The sequence below is a fragment of the Paraflavitalea sp. CAU 1676 genome (assembly GCF_029223285.1).
Taxonomy (GTDB): Bacteria; Bacteroidota; Bacteroidia; order Chitinophagales; family Chitinophagaceae; genus Paraflavitalea.
The window spans coordinates 462,599-476,892 of sequence record NZ_JARHUJ010000004.1 but is presented as its reverse complement, the minus strand read 5'-3'; the positions used below and the strand labels follow the sequence as shown (position 1 = coordinate 476,892).

Genomic DNA, 14,294 nt, shown 5'->3' with positions numbered 1-14,294 from the left:
AGAAAAATCTAATTTATGAAGGACGGGAGCATCTCCATCTGCTGCAATTGCTGCTCCTGTTTTTCGAATCCCGCACAATAGTGCCCGTTGGTAATGACCAGGTAAGGCACCGGTACAGCTATATTATACCGTAATACCTGTTCCAGCACCGACTGATCGAGTTGTACTTCCATTGCCTTGCATTCTACCATCAGCCAGGGTTGATGCTGACGATTGTACACGAGTATATCAAACCGCTTTTTCAGTTCGCCCAGCTTCAGCTCCCGCTCTACTGCGATCAGCGATGCAGGATAACGCATGGTTTGAACGAGATATTGCAAAAAGTTCTGCCGCACCCATTCTTCCGGGGTCAACCGTATCCATTGGCGTCTCAACTCATCAAAGATGAGCTCTTTACCCTCTTCTTTTTTTATACGGTATGGCCAGGATGGATACTCGATGCGGATCATAGACCAAATCTAAGGCGTAGCCTGTTAAAAAGACACCGGAAGATGGTTGAAAGTTGAATAAGCCTGTCGAAGGGCATTTATTTGGTGAAAATGCCCGAAATTTAAGGCTTAATATGAAGACCAAAGAAGATATCGTACAAAACTGGCTGCCCCGGTATACCGGTGAAGCCCTGGAGAATTTCGGTAAGTATGTGCTCCTTACCAACTTCAGCAATTATGTAAAGATGTTTGCAGAGTGGAACAAAGTGCCCATCATCGGGCTCGATCGCCCCATGCAGTGCGCCACCGCCGATAATATCACCATCATCAACTTTGGTATGGGCAGCCCTACGGCAGCCACGGTGATGGACCTGCTGACGGCCATTGAGCCGGAGGCGGTATTGTTCCTCGGCAAGTGCGGCGGCCTGAAAAAACGAAACAACATCGGCGACCTTATTCTACCCATCGCAGCCATCCGTGGTGAAGGTACTTCCAACGACTATTTTCCGCCCGAAGTGCCGGCCCTGCCTGCCTTCGCCCTGCAAAAGGCGGTATCCACCACCATCCGTGATTATGGCGTCGACTATTGGACCGGCACTGTATACACGACCAACCGCCGGGTATGGGAACATGATGAGCAATTCAAGGAATACCTCCAACGGATACGCAGTTATGCCATCGATATGGAAACGGCTACTATCTTCTCAGTAGGTTTCTACAACAAAATACCAACCGGTGCGCTGTTGCTGGTGAGTGACTCGCCGATGATACCCGAGGGGGTAAAGACTGAAGAGAGCGATAAAACTGTCACTGCCAAATTTGTTGAGCGGCACCTCCGCATCGGCATCGATTCCCTGAAGCAGCTCATCAACAACGGCCTTACTGTAAGACACCTGAAATTCTGATCAAGCACTGTACCCCGATGACATTACCGCTTTTACAAGTCAATAACCTGCAGGTCGATTTCGTGACGGAACTGGGCACCACGACTGCCGTCAATAATATTTCTCTCGAAGTACAACGCGGCGAGATCGTCGCCATTGTTGGCGAGTCAGGATCCGGCAAGTCCGTCACCTCCCTGTCGATACTCCAGTTGTTACCTTCTCCACCGGCAAGGTTTACGCAGGGAGAAATTCTTTTTTCGCCCGACGGCCGGCAAGCGGCTAACCTGTTGACCCAAACGCCGCAACAGATGCGCAGCATCCGCGGCAACCAGATCGCCATGATCTTCCAGGAGCCGATGACCTCTCTCAATCCTGTATTTACCTGTGGCGACCAGGTGATGGAAGCCATACGACTGCACCGCAAACTATCGAAGGAAGCGGCTACGCAGAAAACGATCGAACTGTTTGAAAAGGTAAAGCTGCCCAACCCGGCGCAACTCTTTCACCGTTATCCGCATCAGCTGAGCGGCGGGCAAAAGCAACGCGTAATGATTGCCATGGCGATGAGTTGCGAGCCCGATCTGCTGATCTGCGACGAGCCCACCACGGCGCTCGATGTAACGGTGCAAAAGACCATCCTGCAACTCATCAAATCGTTGCAGGAGACTGAACAGATGGGTGTCATCTTCATCACCCACGACCTGAGCGTAGTAGCCGAGATTGCCGACAAAGCAGTCGTGATGTACAAAGGAAGCATTGTTGAGCAGGGTTCGGTGAACCAATTGTTTGCCAATCCTCAACATCCCTATACCAAAGGACTGCTGGCCTGCCGGCCAATTCTGCACCCCAAGGGCGAACGGCTGCCGGTAGTAAGCGATTTCCTGGAGGGGCGCCGTAGCGAGGTGCAAACTGCACCATCGATGGCTGTAGTGCCAACTTCTGCCAGCGAAACCCGCCAGGCACAACGGCTCCTTACCATTGAAAACCTGAGTGTATGGTTCCCCTCGAAAAAATCGTTCCTGGGCAAGCCTTTGGAATATACGCGAGCAGTAGACGATGTGAGTTTTGAAGTTTATAAGGGCGAAACCCTTGGCCTGGTTGGCGAGTCTGGCTGCGGTAAAACGACCCTGGGCCGTACCGTGTTGCGGTTGATAGAACCTACCAAAGGGAAGATCACCTACGACGGCATAGACCTCACCGCTAAAAAGCGGGATGAGCTCAAAGCACTGCGAAAAGACATCCAGATCGTATTCCAGGATCCTTACTCATCCCTGAATCCGCGGCTCACCATCGGGTCGGCCATTGCGGAACCCTTGCAGGTACACCGCCTGCTGCCCACCGAAAAGCAGCGCAGGGATAAGGTGGTTGAACTGCTGGAAAAAGTAAACCTGAAAGCGGAACATTTCGACCGCTACCCCCATGAATTTTCGGGCGGACAGCGTCAGCGCATCGTGATTGCCCGTACGCTGGCCCTCAACCCCTCGTTTGTGGTATGTGACGAATCGGTATCGGCGCTGGATGTTAGTGTGCAGGCCCAGGTACTGAACCTGTTGAATGACCTCAAAAAAGAATTTGGCTTTACCGTTATCTTCATTTCACATGACCTGTCGGTAGTGCGCTACATCAGCGATCGTATCATGGTGATGAATAAAGGCAAGATAGAAGAGATCGGCGATGCGGAGCAGGTCTATTTTCATCCTGCCAAAGACTATACACAGCAACTGATCGCTTCTATCCCGAAAGGGTTTTTGGGATAAAGGCCTACCGCGATGACCGATGCCTCCTGGTTAATCAGGCAAAGATGTGGCAGGTATCCATAATCCCTAATCGCGGAACCGCCTGCTCTTTACTATTTCGGACATGTACCCCTTGTACAGCCTGAAATTGCGGCCTTCATAAAACTCCGAGGCACTTCTGCGTTTGGAAACGAGCATCTCCCTCAGCATCTGTGCGAGCTGTTCGTTGACAGGTTTATCTGTTTCAAGTTTCCTTTCGTCGACCGAATTGAACTCTTCGTTTTCAACGTCTGTTTCCGCAGCATTTTCAGGCTGCATACCGATAGCCGCCAGTTGCCAGTTGGCATCGTCGCGCATCTTTTTGTACTTGTAGAAATATACCCAGCCTTTCTTGTTCTTGTAAGTAACAGGGAGTTTGTCGAGGAAGACCACCGTATCCCTTTTTTCGTAACTGCCCCAGGCATTGGTGAGCAGGCTCCGGGTCATTTCAAGTTGCGATTTGTATTGAGCAGGAAATTTATCGGTGAGTTTCATTTTTTTAAGGTCGCCGTAGAGTTCGCTGCGGTAATCATCTAACCTGGCATACTTTTCAAACAGGGAATCGGGCACCGGTTGCTTATTACGCAACAGCAATATGAAGGTATTATACAACAGGCGTCTGTCGCTGGTCTTTAAAATCAGCTCAAAGAAATCATGTACGCCCGGATTTTTGTCTTTAAATGGCAACAAGAGGGCGGCATATTGGTCGAGCTGGTAGTTGCCGGTTTCTTTTTCCTCCTGGTCATCATCGTCATTTCTATAGGTAAAAGTCAGGATCGGCGATCGGGTGTCTTTTTTGCCGGCCCTTTCGATCTTGAGCTTGTCTTCACCTGCCATTTGCTTCTTCAACAGCTGCTTGCCATCGAGATAGATCTTACTGAAGTAAGTTTCATAATCGGCCGCTTTGAGATATCCGCTGTCGATCATCGTATTCATCAGCGTCATGATCTTCCATTCATAATCGTCGATGTGCATCAGTTGCAACAGATCGGGCATAATGGTTTTAGTGAGTGCCAGGGAGTCGAACAGTCCATATAAGCCGCCGGCGCCGGCTTCGTCGTAGATCGCGGGGCTGGTGACGGCATAAGGCTCTATCGTGGTATGCCAGCCCGGCACTACCCCAACGATATCAACTTCACTTCCTTCGGTAATGGGCGGCTCCTGCAAAATGAGGTCCTTGAATGCTTTATAAGAAAACTTTGTTTGCTGATTGGTCAATGCCCCAAGGATCACGTGTTGAAAATCGGTTGTATCCTTGATCTTCCGGTAGAGCTTGTGCAGGTAGTTGGTAACAGCTGTATCCTTACTGGTACCCAGCCAGCCGATGAGACATTTTTTTGTGCGGAGATACTCCGTGTGATCCCAGTTCAACGCATCGATCGCTTTGGTGATGCGGGGCATATCCGCAGAGTCCAGGCTAACGCGCAGAATATCCCTGGTTGCCTTACGGGCCGCTGCACTGTCGCTGCTGAACAGGTTCGTGAGTACTTGTGCCGACCGGCGTTCAAAGATAGACGAACCCTTCAGGGTATCTGCCGGGGTGAAACTGGAAAAGAAGCTCTGCAAAAATGCACTGGGGCGACTGAGGGTATCTGTGAGTGTAGATAAACTAAAGAGATAATTATCCTTAAAGAAAGTTTTAAACTGAATAAGCCGGCTGCTGTTGGTATCTCCATAGTGCTTTTCGCGCACGATCATGCCGGTGGGCAATGAATACCTGCGATCGTAGCGGCCGATGAACGTGCTGTCCTCGTCCCAGTACTCCTCGAACCGGCTCTTCCAGAATATAGTACTATCCTTGAACCAGGCATTGTCCGACAGCCGGACATAATTAACAAGTATCTTTTCGCCTGTAGTATCATTGCCAATATAGGTATGCTTGTACTCCCCTACATCCGACAAGCCATCTTCTCCCATTTCCTCGTATACCATATCGTACAGATCATCCATTCCCGACAAGGGAGTTTTCTTTTGCTCCTGGGGGAATACCGGCGATTTGACGGTATAGTGCAAAGAGGTATCCACCCTGTCCTTTACGTCGGGATAAATGAAGGGCTGCATGGAAAACGATTCGAGGAAACGACGCACATTGGCATTTTCCTTTTGGTAGCGGGCAATAGCTGCGTGATAGACTGCTCCACGGATAACGTATCTGACAGTGCTGAAGCTGCCGTCCTTGTGGCTATATTTTGCCTCCAGTGCCGGATAACCATTTACGGTGGTAAGACGCCGGCTCAACGTTTTATCGATGAAGGAGGAGAAGGCATAGCTTTCATCGAGCAGGTTCAGTTCAAAACTATCTTCTTCGATATAGGAGAAGTTGTACAGATTGGTCTTCATGACCAGGTAACTATTACCATCCTGCTTATCAAAGGCACTGTATTCCATCCTGCCGGATCCCGGATTTTTGTCGGTAAGCAGTACGGGAACATGCGGCATCTGCACGCTGAACCCTCCGGTAGCGGGCTGCCAGTGTTGCCATTCTGTGCCGTTGTATTCTTTCAATTGTACCGATTGAAAAAAGCGGGTTGCTTCGGTACCCTTGTTGACGTATTCTCCATTGCCGCTCATTTTGAAAATGATGAGCTCAAAAGGCGTGATATAGATATTGTAGCGCTGGTAATCGCCGCGGCGGGTACGGTTCACGATATCGAATCCTTTATAGCCATTGCGCGAGATGGGCGTTTTACGGATCAGCTTACCCGGGATATTCTCGTAGAGCAGGCTATCGACCTTCTTACTCACGGTTTCGGCACTATGGCCAAGTGCGAGGCTGTTGGTCTTAACCCTGGTAACCATGTAATAGGCGCCATTGATCATATCGGCATACTGGGTAACATCCATGGCGCTCATTTCGGTAAACTGGTAGAATTTGCTGCCCGGGATACTTACTTTGTACCACCCATCTGCTGCCGTTTGCGCCACGAAACTACTTTCAATGCGCCGATGATCGATCGCTTCTTTCTGGGCGCTGTTGCGGTCATCCATCATTACCGGGCGCAGGGTGTAGCCCATTTCCCGCAGCATTTCAATGACCCCTCTTTTACCGGGCAGGTGGGCGGCCCCTACTCCAACAAACAGGGAGTTCCTGCGCATGATGGAGTCTATGGAGTTGGCTTGTATCTCGTTTCGTTTGTATAGAAATTTTTCCTGGAAGGCGTCCGACATCACCGACAATGCTTCGAGCGAATCGAGCAGGTCTAGATCACCCCGGCGATACGCGTCTTCGATCTTTTTAGGATTGATCATTTGCCCTTCCATATCGTAGCTCCTGCGTTTCTTATTCTTATCGCGCATCATATCTTTATACGCTTCCATAACCAGCTTTTCGCTTTCTTCGAAATTCTCCACGCCGCAAAGCCGCTTACCCAGTTTTTTACCTACCTGAAAAATATACATATCGAGGAAGGTATCTTCCTCAAAGTCGCTGTTGCGACCACCGTACGTGCGGTAAAGCAGGTTATTGATCATGGCAGGTTCCACCGACAATGCGGCCCGGACGGCCTCTTCATAACCATCAATGGCAAATGTGGTGATGTGTAATTTATCAGCCGATTCTTCGAAATCACCGCCCATCGGTAGCCGGTTATTGCCGCTCCCTGCTTTACCAAAGAGGGTGGAAGCGCTGTAGTCGTCTTGCCAGGTTTCGGGATTGGTTTCGAGCGCTACCACATCGGCGTTTCGGATCGCGTTATAGAATATATCTCCCAGGTGAAAGGCCAGTTTGTCGCTCACGTGCATGGTGCCGAAGAGGTACGAAGGTTTCCTCATGCCTTTGCCGGTGATCTCCCACAACAGGCTCGGGTACTTCTTACGGTCGGAGAAAGTTTGGGCCGGCAATGGCCGGTTGGCTGGCTTCACCACTACGGGTTTTGCGGCTGGCCGCAACGTTGAGGGCTGTTTTTGGGGGGATTTACCGCCCTGCCGGGCCACCACTTCAAAAGAGCATAACAGGCACAGGAACAAACCGGTGATCACAAACTTTGTCATAAAGGGAGGGTTTATCGGAGGGTCCGCAGCCGCTTGTAAAGCCTAAGCATAGCCGGGAGCCCCTTGGAAAGATGCTAAAAACGCCGGAATATCATAAAATATTTGCCCTTTTTCTTTGACTAAAGTTACTTTTTGGGCAAAACCGGGCATTTAAGCCGCGACTTTTTTCTTTATTTTTTCATATGGCTTATTTTAATTACCTTCGCCCGCTTGAAAATTATGCCTGACATGCTATCAAACCTGGTGCCGTAAGACCTGGTTTGTCCGGAGCAATCTCCCAGATGTACCCGCTCTTACTACCGCTTGGTATCATGTGGCTACCTACCGTAATAAAATTGTTATAATTAGCATGAAACTGTCACAGTTCAGGTTTGATTTACCGCTTAATTTAATCGCCCAACACCCTACGAAGAAACGTGAAGATGCCCGCCTGATGGTGGTACATCGTAAAACCGGCAACATCGAGAATAAGCACTTCCGTGATATCATGGATTACTTCGATGACAAGGATGTTTTTGTTGTCAACAATACCAAGGTATTCCCCGCCCGGATGTATGGCCGCAAGGAGAAAACTGGTGCCAAGATTGAAGTATTCCTTTTACGTGAACTGAATAAGCCCAACCGCTTGTGGGATGTGATCGTGGATCCCGCCCGTAAGATCCGTGTGGGTAACAAGCTCTATTTCGGAGAGAATGACGAGCTGGTAGCAGAAGTAATCGACAATACCACCTCTCGTGGTCGTACGATCCGTTTCTTGTGGGATGGCACTGACGAAGAGTTCCGCCAGATGCTGGAATTCCTGGGAGAAACACCTCTGCCCAAATACATCAAGCGCAAGCCTGAAGCAGAAGATAAAGAACGTTTCCAAACCGTGTATGCCAAGCACGAAGGTGCGGTAGCCGCCCCAACTGCAGGCCTGCACTTCAGCATCGAGCTGATCAAAAGGTTGGAAATTAAGGGAATCCGCTTTGCGGAAGTTACGCTCCACACCGGTCTGGGTACTTTCCGTCCCATCGAAGTGGAAGACCTCAGCAAACACAAAATGGATGCTGAATACTACCGTATAGAAGATACTGCCTGCAAGATCGTGAACAAGGCCATCGAAGGCGGTCACCGTATCTGCTCCGTCGGCACCACTACCATGCGCGCTCTGGAGTCTTCGTATACTGCAGAGAAGTTGTTGAAGCCATCTGAAGGCTGGACCAATATTTTCATCCATCCTCCTTATCAGTTCAACATTGCTGATGCGCTGGTAACCAACCTGCACCTGCCCAAGACCAGCCTGCTGATCATGACCTGCGCTTTTGCAGGTTACGACCTGGCCATGGAAGCCTACAAAAAGGCTATCAAGGACAAATACCGTTTCTTCAGCTACGGCGACGCGATGATCGTGATCTAAGACCCCGGCATTTACCGGTAAACATACCTACGGGCGCCTCATTGCTGAGGCGCCCGTTTCGTTTTCTGACGACTGTAGATACGTGTGATCATTCAAGCGATTCGCTGGTGGAGTAAGGCGGGAGTCGACCGATTCAGCGGTGCTTCGCTGAACGATTCGGAGCACCTGGTGAGCCTGGTAGGCACTAAACAGGGGCTGCGGAAACCCCGCGTGGCAGCTGGTCATTTAACTGGGGCTTTTCGGCTCCCCTCTTTTATTTCCTGCCCGCTTGTATTACTTTCGCAACCGATATGACCCAACCTCCCAAAATACGCATCCTCCAAACGATCCGCCAGGGGCAGATCGGCGGCGGCGAAAGCCATTTATTAAGCCTGGTAGAGAACCTGGACAAGACCCGTTTTGAACCCGTGGTGTTGTCTTTTACCGATGGCCCCATGGTAGACAGGCTGAAGGCGATGGGTATTCAAACGGAGGTCATCTTTACTGAGAAGCCCTTTGATGTGGGTAAATGGAAACGCGTAAAATCATTCATTGAGGCCAACGATATCCAATTGGTGCATGCTCATGGCACCCGCGCCAATTCGAACGTATTCTGGGCTACCAAGCGGCTCAAATTGCCTTTGGTGTACACCATCCATGGCTGGTCGTTCCACGACGACCAAAATCCCCTTATCAAGAAGGTGAGGGTGATGGGTGAGCAGTTACTGACGCGCAAGTCCGACATTAATATTTCCGTATCGGCCTCCAACCAGCAAACCGGCAAGAACTACTTCAGCGGGTTTGAGTCGGTGGTGGTCAATAATGGTATCGACCAGCATAAATTCAACCCGGCCCGTTCTTTCAAAGATGTACGGAGCGAGCTGGGCATTCCCCACGACGTAACCCTCGTGTTATTTGTAGCCCGTTTTATCCACCAAAAGCAGCCCCTGAAGCTAATCAGTGCTTTTGCCAAAGCGGTGAAGCAGTTACCCTCCCTGCGCCTGCTCATGGTAGGCGATGGCGATCAAAAACCCGAAGCGCTGGAAATGGTAAAGCAACTCGGTATTGCCGACCAGGTGATCTTTGCACCCTTCCGCCAGGATGTACCGGATGTGCTGGCAGCGGCCGACATCTTCGTTTTGCCTTCTTTGTGGGAAGGATTGCCCATCGGGCTGCTTGAAGCCATGGCCATGGGTAAGGCGATCATCGGCACCAAAGTAGATGGAACTTCGGAAGTGATCCGCCACGATGTAAATGGGTTGTTGTTACCCGTAGAATCCCTTGACGATACGCTGCCCCAAACAATCATTCAACTTACCGACGCCTCCTTGCGGGAGCGACTCGGTAGACAAGCCCGCGCCACTATCAGCAGCACGTATAGTGCGGCCACGATGACGCGGCAGATCGAGGGGCTGTATGAGCAATTGCTGAAGAAATACAATTAAGCATAAGCTGTCGTAATTCGGTGGGTGCTACTTCTTGTTTGGATCCTTTACGGCGATCCAAACAGAACAGACCATGCTGATCGCAAAGACAATGGTCCACACCCATTCTTCCGGTTTATAGTACAATTTTACAAGAGAAAAAACAGCAATACCCAGGTTGCCAACCAATAAGTTGGCCATTATGTTTGTCATACAAGAGGGGTTAACTGTTATTTGGGGTTGTTTTATTATATATCGTAGTTGCAAGCCAGATACTGCCGATCATAGAAACTGCAAATACTACTTGGTCGAAAGCTCTTGGGTTTATAGCCATCACAACTATTTCGAGGAATAAAATTATCAAATTGATTGTAAGCAGGAAAGCTAACAAGGACCTCATACTATTGATTTAGTGGTTTAAATGAGCTCCAAAAGATATGGGTAAAATACCTAACCTGCAAGTGCAAATCATTTTCAGTTGTAGCAAAATCCAGGTCAGTGTTTTAACGCAAAAAAAGGGCGAAGGATCCCTCCTCCGCCCTGTTTGAACGAGCAGCCGAGAATCTGTTTAACTACCTCCTGAAGCGGAACACGTAGGTTCTGCCGCCGTCGTAGAGGTATGCCTTGAACCGGTTGGTACCGGTGAATACGATCTCATCAAAAAACTCAGCCCGGACATCGTGCGTCGCAAAATCGGTCACGTTGATCGAAAGCGTTCTCACATACCGGCCATCGCAAGCCGAGTTACCATATTCATCGGTATAACAGTCAGGAATGTTCCGCTTGCGGATGTCCCAGCGGCCTTCATAAAATCCCCCATATCCATCTTCGTATTCTGTTCTGCCATTGCCGTAAAAAGTAAAGCGTCCACCGGTAAAGTTGAGGTTGGTGCTGCCAAAGCCTACTTTGTCTACATCGGTGAGCTCCCACACACCTTCAATACGATCATCGTAGGGTTTCAGAATATCTTTGCTACATCCGGTGAAGAGGATCAGCACCACAAACAATGTTGAAAGGGAGTAAAGCTTTTTCATAAACGCTGGTTTATTGTATGACCTGAAGGTATACCTATAAGTTACATGCGTCAATGGCCCTCACCCCTGCTTTAACTTAATATTCTGTAAAAGAAAACTTAAGGCCCGCCGCCATTTAAAGCTTTTTCTCCCGCTTCAAAACTGCCTGGTTTTGCCTTATATTTGATCATCAACACAACCATATGAAACGTTCCCTGGCGCTTTTATCCTTTTTTGCAATTGCACACACTACCATGGCACAAACAACGATCCCTCTGTACGAAGACAGCATCATCAACTCAAAACCTACTACCGATAAGGAAAGCGCGGTGATAGGGCCCAATGACAATAAACTCCGCATCAGCTATGTTACGAGGCCTACACTCACGGTTTACGAGGCCCCCAAAGAGAAAGCAAACGGCACGGCCGTAATCGTTTGCCCCGGCGGCGGCTACTCTATACTGGCGGCGAGCCATGAAGGCTCGGATGTGGCGAAGAAATTCAATGAAATGGGGGTAACCGCCATCGTACTCAAGTACCGCCTGCCCAACGATACCACGATGGTCAATAAAGAGATCGGTCCGCTCCAGGATGCCCAAAAGGCCCTGATGGTCGTAAGGCAAAAAGCCAAAGAATGGAATATCGATCCCCATAAGGTGGGCATTATGGGTTTCTCGGCAGGCGGACACCTGGTGTCTACCACCGGTACCCATTTTCAATACGATTACGTGAATGATCAGCCTTATAAGAAGGTTTCGAAGAAGATGCCCCTGCGGCCCGACTTCATGATCCTCATTTACCCGGTGATCAGCTTTTCCGATAGCCTGGCACACAAAGGATCGCGTACTAAACTGCTGGGCGAGCATCCATCGGCTGAAAAGGTTACCCTATACTCCAACGAATTGCAGGTAACGAAATACACGCCGCCCACCTTCCTGGTGCATGCCAAGGACGACAAAACGGTGGTTGTGCAAAACAGCCAACTTTTCTATGACGCTCTTCAAAAGAACAAAGTGCCTTCAGCAATTTATTTATATGAAAAAGGCGGACACGGTTTCGGTATGATCAATAAAACCAGCGACGTAGATTGGATGAACCTGCTGGCGGAGTGGATGAAGAAGAACAAGTGGCTGCATTAAACATACCATTCAGGAAGATATTTGAAATGGATTGGCGCTTCGTCAATCCATTTTATTTTGCAACTGCTGAAAGGCAGAAACGAACATCTTGAACCGGTTATCGGATTTTGCCCAGGCTATGCGCTCGTGAATGAAGAAATATTCCAGCTCTTTCCAGGCACGTTCGCGATCCTGCTGATCGTAAAAAGTATCGGCCCATTCGGTCGACCAGTCTTCCAGCGGCACCAATTCAAAGCCATTGCCATACATCTTTAACGGTCCGCGCAGGCTGCGTACGTCGAGGGTGGTCTTTTCAACCTTGAGGCCCCAGGCAAAATACTTTTCCCAATACCTGAAATGGTTCTTCAACCGTTCAACGATCTCTTTGTCGCTTTCCTTGTGCGTTGCCTTTATCCGCCACTTATTGTTGACCAGCGAGAAAGGGTTCTCGTCATCGGGGAAATTATTCTTACTGCCCTCGAACCGGTACGATGATTTGTCGTTATTACCCGGCTCCACATCGACCGTAATCTCATTGGGCATGATCTTCTCCAACCCGATACGCCGTATCTTCTTATCGGTCGCGGTGAGTATTACGGCATCATCGGCCATGACCCAAGTACCGTAGTGAAAGCCTTCCAGGTCGGCTGTATAATGACCGTCGGTTTGAAGATTGATGAAGTTGTTGGGGGTAAGTGTGGGATCGCCGGAAGCATCATTGCTTTTGGAATCATCGAAGGTATAGAACCACACTTTGCTCAGGAGGTCTCTTTCACTGGCGCATCCTCCCATCAGCAGGCAAGACATCACCACTAACATTGCAACGATTGATCTTAGGATATGGAACATGGGGATTAAATATGAAGCGTTAATACAATTTGACTGATTGAGCTTGCGGCAAGCTACCGGTTTTGTTCGGGATTATATTCTACCGGCAGCAAGTGGGCGATCTTTTCGCTCCAGGCCCAGTAACCCAGGGCAAATAATTCCTGGGGCGGATAGTATGTGCCGCTGGATTCAACGAGAATCGGATTACCCTGTAACAATACAAGCTCCGAACGTTGGTGCCCGGGTTGGCGAACATCTGCAGTCCTTGTCAAAAACTCTTGCTCCTCTTCGCCCTTCTTGTAAGTCACATACAAGTAATTGGGGAAATACATCACGATACTCGAGTCACGTTGCGACATGAGGCTATCTGCAGTTAATAATACAGGGTTAATGACGTTGATAAAATCTTCCTGTCGTAAAATGCTGGAATAATAGGCTGATGAATCGCTCACAATTCTTATACCATCGCCGGGACGCATGATCATCCGGCTACCGGTGCCGATATTTCTTCGCCACAACGACTGGTATTCTTTCTTTACCCGCTCTTTTTCCAGGTTAGGCTCTTTGATCAGCCGTTGCACTTCAAATCCATCCTGCGCCAGCGTATTATTATACAATGATCGCATGAAGTGCATAATGGAGCCGTTGTAAGCGTGTTTCCGGTTGGAGGCCAACCGGCGGGGCACCTTTTCACCTGCCTCCACCATGTCTTCAAACAGGGTGTACCCAACATACAAGAGGGTACGCTCTTTCATGTTGCATATATAATCTTCAAGCGTATACTTAATACGATATCCCAGCGCTTTATTCTCAATGATCAGGGGTTCGTCAGCAACCGCTATCAATACGTTGGTCTTACGGGAAAAACGGAACCGCAGCGCCTTCTTGTTTTTGATTTCGCAATTTTTGGAAGCGGCTATTGTGCCCACAAAACTTTCCGTAAACAGCTTTCCCCACTTGGCCCATCCATCCTTTTCCCAGGGCTCCACCACTACAGATTCAAGTTCTGTTGCTTTCGGCGTCATGTTCAGGCGAAGGGTTAATGGTAATGTATCTGCATTATAAGGATGGACGTAGGTATTGAAACCGATGGAGGAGATAACCAATTCGAAAGAACCTTTGGCTGGTACATTATTCAACACGAAATGGCCCGATGCATTGCTCATGGTACCGCTGGTGGTACCGCTGATGAAGATGCTGGCGCTGGCGATGGGTTGATGGGTGGTAGCATTAATTACAGTACCTGAAATGCGGTTACGCTCCTGTGCGGGGGAATTCAGGGCAAACAACAACAGGAAGCAGGCAATCCGTGTACTATAAAAAATGTTTTTCAATGGTATGCTGTAAGGTAAGGTAATAACCGGTTAGGCTGCGCCCCGGTGTTGATGCGGGGTCGCCTTAATAGGCCGGGTTTGTTCAATGGGGCTAAGATAATAAAACAGATTGTTTGGAGATA

General features: G+C 49.2%; 11 protein-coding genes. 5 read left to right on the top strand and 6 right to left on the bottom strand.

What is annotated here, in order from left to right; translation table 11 throughout:
- Window positions 1–8 precede the first annotated feature (8 nt).
- Window positions 9–449 carry a type I restriction enzyme HsdR N-terminal domain-containing protein gene (locus P2H89_RS14890; RefSeq protein WP_275828128.1) on the bottom strand — a complete coding sequence of 147 codons (441 nt, stop codon included), beginning with the start codon at window positions 447–449 and terminating at the stop codon, window positions 9–11.
- A 113-nt stretch (window positions 450–562) separates the two neighbouring features.
- On the opposite strand from P2H89_RS14890, the gene P2H89_RS14885 reads away from it, so the two are divergent.
- Together P2H89_RS14885 and P2H89_RS14880 are read left to right on the top strand one after the other, a co-directional pair.
- Complete coding sequence (locus P2H89_RS14885; protein ID WP_275828126.1) at window positions 563–1,333, top strand: AMP nucleosidase; 771 nt, start codon at window positions 563–565, stop codon at window positions 1,331–1,333.
- A gap of 17 nt (window positions 1,334–1,350) precedes the next feature.
- Window positions 1,351–3,069, top strand: coding sequence for an ABC transporter ATP-binding protein (locus tag P2H89_RS14880; RefSeq protein ID WP_275828124.1), 1,719 nt, complete (start codon window positions 1,351–1,353; stop codon window positions 3,067–3,069).
- Window positions 3,070–3,135: 66 nt separating this feature from the next.
- Here P2H89_RS14880 and P2H89_RS14875 read toward each other — a convergent pair whose 3' ends face one another.
- The gene (locus P2H89_RS14875) at window positions 3,136–7,077 is read right to left on the bottom strand and encodes a TraB/GumN family protein (protein WP_275828121.1); all 3,942 of its coding nucleotides are present in this window, start codon (window positions 7,075–7,077) and stop codon (window positions 3,136–3,138) included.
- A 349-nt stretch (window positions 7,078–7,426) separates the two neighbouring features.
- Between P2H89_RS14875 and queA the strand changes: the two genes are divergently transcribed.
- Together queA and P2H89_RS14865 are read left to right on the top strand one after the other, a co-directional pair.
- Window positions 7,427–8,476: a tRNA preQ1(34) S-adenosylmethionine ribosyltransferase-isomerase QueA gene (queA, locus tag P2H89_RS14870; RefSeq protein ID WP_275828120.1), complete on the top strand. Its 1,050-nt coding sequence runs from the start codon at window positions 7,427–7,429 to the stop codon at window positions 8,474–8,476.
- 290 nt (window positions 8,477–8,766) lie between these two features.
- Window positions 8,767–9,900 (top strand): glycosyltransferase family 4 protein, encoded by a 1,134-nt coding sequence (locus P2H89_RS14865; RefSeq protein WP_275828118.1) that lies wholly within the window; start codon window positions 8,767–8,769, stop codon window positions 9,898–9,900.
- A gap of 27 nt (window positions 9,901–9,927) precedes the next feature.
- Here P2H89_RS14865 and P2H89_RS14860 read toward each other — a convergent pair whose 3' ends face one another.
- Both P2H89_RS14860 and P2H89_RS14855 read right to left on the bottom strand, forming a co-directional pair.
- Window positions 9,928–10,092 carry a hypothetical protein gene (locus P2H89_RS14860; protein ID WP_275828116.1) on the bottom strand — a complete coding sequence of 55 codons (165 nt, stop codon included), beginning with the start codon at window positions 10,090–10,092 and terminating at the stop codon, window positions 9,928–9,930.
- Between the two features lie 359 nt (window positions 10,093–10,451).
- Window positions 10,452–10,913 (bottom strand): hypothetical protein, encoded by a 462-nt coding sequence (locus tag P2H89_RS14855; protein ID WP_275828114.1) that lies wholly within the window; start codon window positions 10,911–10,913, stop codon window positions 10,452–10,454.
- Window positions 10,914–11,095: 182 nt separating this feature from the next.
- Here P2H89_RS14855 and P2H89_RS14850 point away from each other — a divergent pair, with 182 nt between their 5' ends.
- Window positions 11,096–12,031 (top strand): alpha/beta hydrolase, encoded by a 936-nt coding sequence (locus P2H89_RS14850; protein ID WP_275828112.1) that lies wholly within the window; start codon window positions 11,096–11,098, stop codon window positions 12,029–12,031.
- A 42-nt stretch (window positions 12,032–12,073) separates the two neighbouring features.
- Here the strand turns inward: P2H89_RS14850 and P2H89_RS14845 are convergent, their stop codons facing one another.
- Together P2H89_RS14845 and P2H89_RS14840 are read right to left on the bottom strand one after the other, a co-directional pair.
- Window positions 12,074–12,817 carry a hypothetical protein gene (locus P2H89_RS14845; protein ID WP_275828110.1) on the bottom strand — a complete coding sequence of 248 codons (744 nt, stop codon included), beginning with the start codon at window positions 12,815–12,817 and terminating at the stop codon, window positions 12,074–12,076.
- A gap of 95 nt (window positions 12,818–12,912) precedes the next feature.
- Window positions 12,913–14,172, bottom strand: coding sequence for a carboxypeptidase-like regulatory domain-containing protein (locus tag P2H89_RS14840; RefSeq protein WP_275828108.1), 1,260 nt, complete (start codon window positions 14,170–14,172; stop codon window positions 12,913–12,915).
- Window positions 14,173–14,294 lie beyond the last annotated feature (122 nt).

Excerpts from the sequence above, each read along its gene's own strand:
- P2H89_RS14890 (WP_275828128.1), bottom strand. The coding sequence starts at position 449 with ATGATCCGCATCGAGTATCCATCCTGGCCATACCGTATAAAAAAAGAA.
- P2H89_RS14885 (WP_275828126.1), top strand. The coding sequence starts at position 563 with ATGAAGACCAAAGAAGATATCGTACAAAACTGGCTGCCCCGGTATACC.
- P2H89_RS14880 (WP_275828124.1), top strand. The coding sequence starts at position 1,351 with ATGACATTACCGCTTTTACAAGTCAATAACCTGCAGGTCGATTTCGTG.
- P2H89_RS14875 (WP_275828121.1), bottom strand. The coding sequence starts at position 7,077 with ATGACAAAGTTTGTGATCACCGGTTTGTTCCTGTGCCTGTTATGCTCT.
- queA (WP_275828120.1), top strand. The coding sequence starts at position 7,427 with ATGAAACTGTCACAGTTCAGGTTTGATTTACCGCTTAATTTAATCGCC.
- P2H89_RS14865 (WP_275828118.1), top strand. The coding sequence starts at position 8,767 with ATGACCCAACCTCCCAAAATACGCATCCTCCAAACGATCCGCCAGGGG.
- P2H89_RS14860 (WP_275828116.1), bottom strand. The coding sequence starts at position 10,092 with ATGACAAACATAATGGCCAACTTATTGGTTGGCAACCTGGGTATTGCT.
- P2H89_RS14855 (WP_275828114.1), bottom strand. The coding sequence starts at position 10,913 with ATGAAAAAGCTTTACTCCCTTTCAACATTGTTTGTGGTGCTGATCCTC.
- P2H89_RS14850 (WP_275828112.1), top strand. The coding sequence starts at position 11,096 with ATGAAACGTTCCCTGGCGCTTTTATCCTTTTTTGCAATTGCACACACT.
- P2H89_RS14845 (WP_275828110.1), bottom strand. The coding sequence starts at position 12,817 with ATGTCTTGCCTGCTGATGGGAGGATGCGCCAGTGAAAGAGACCTCCTG.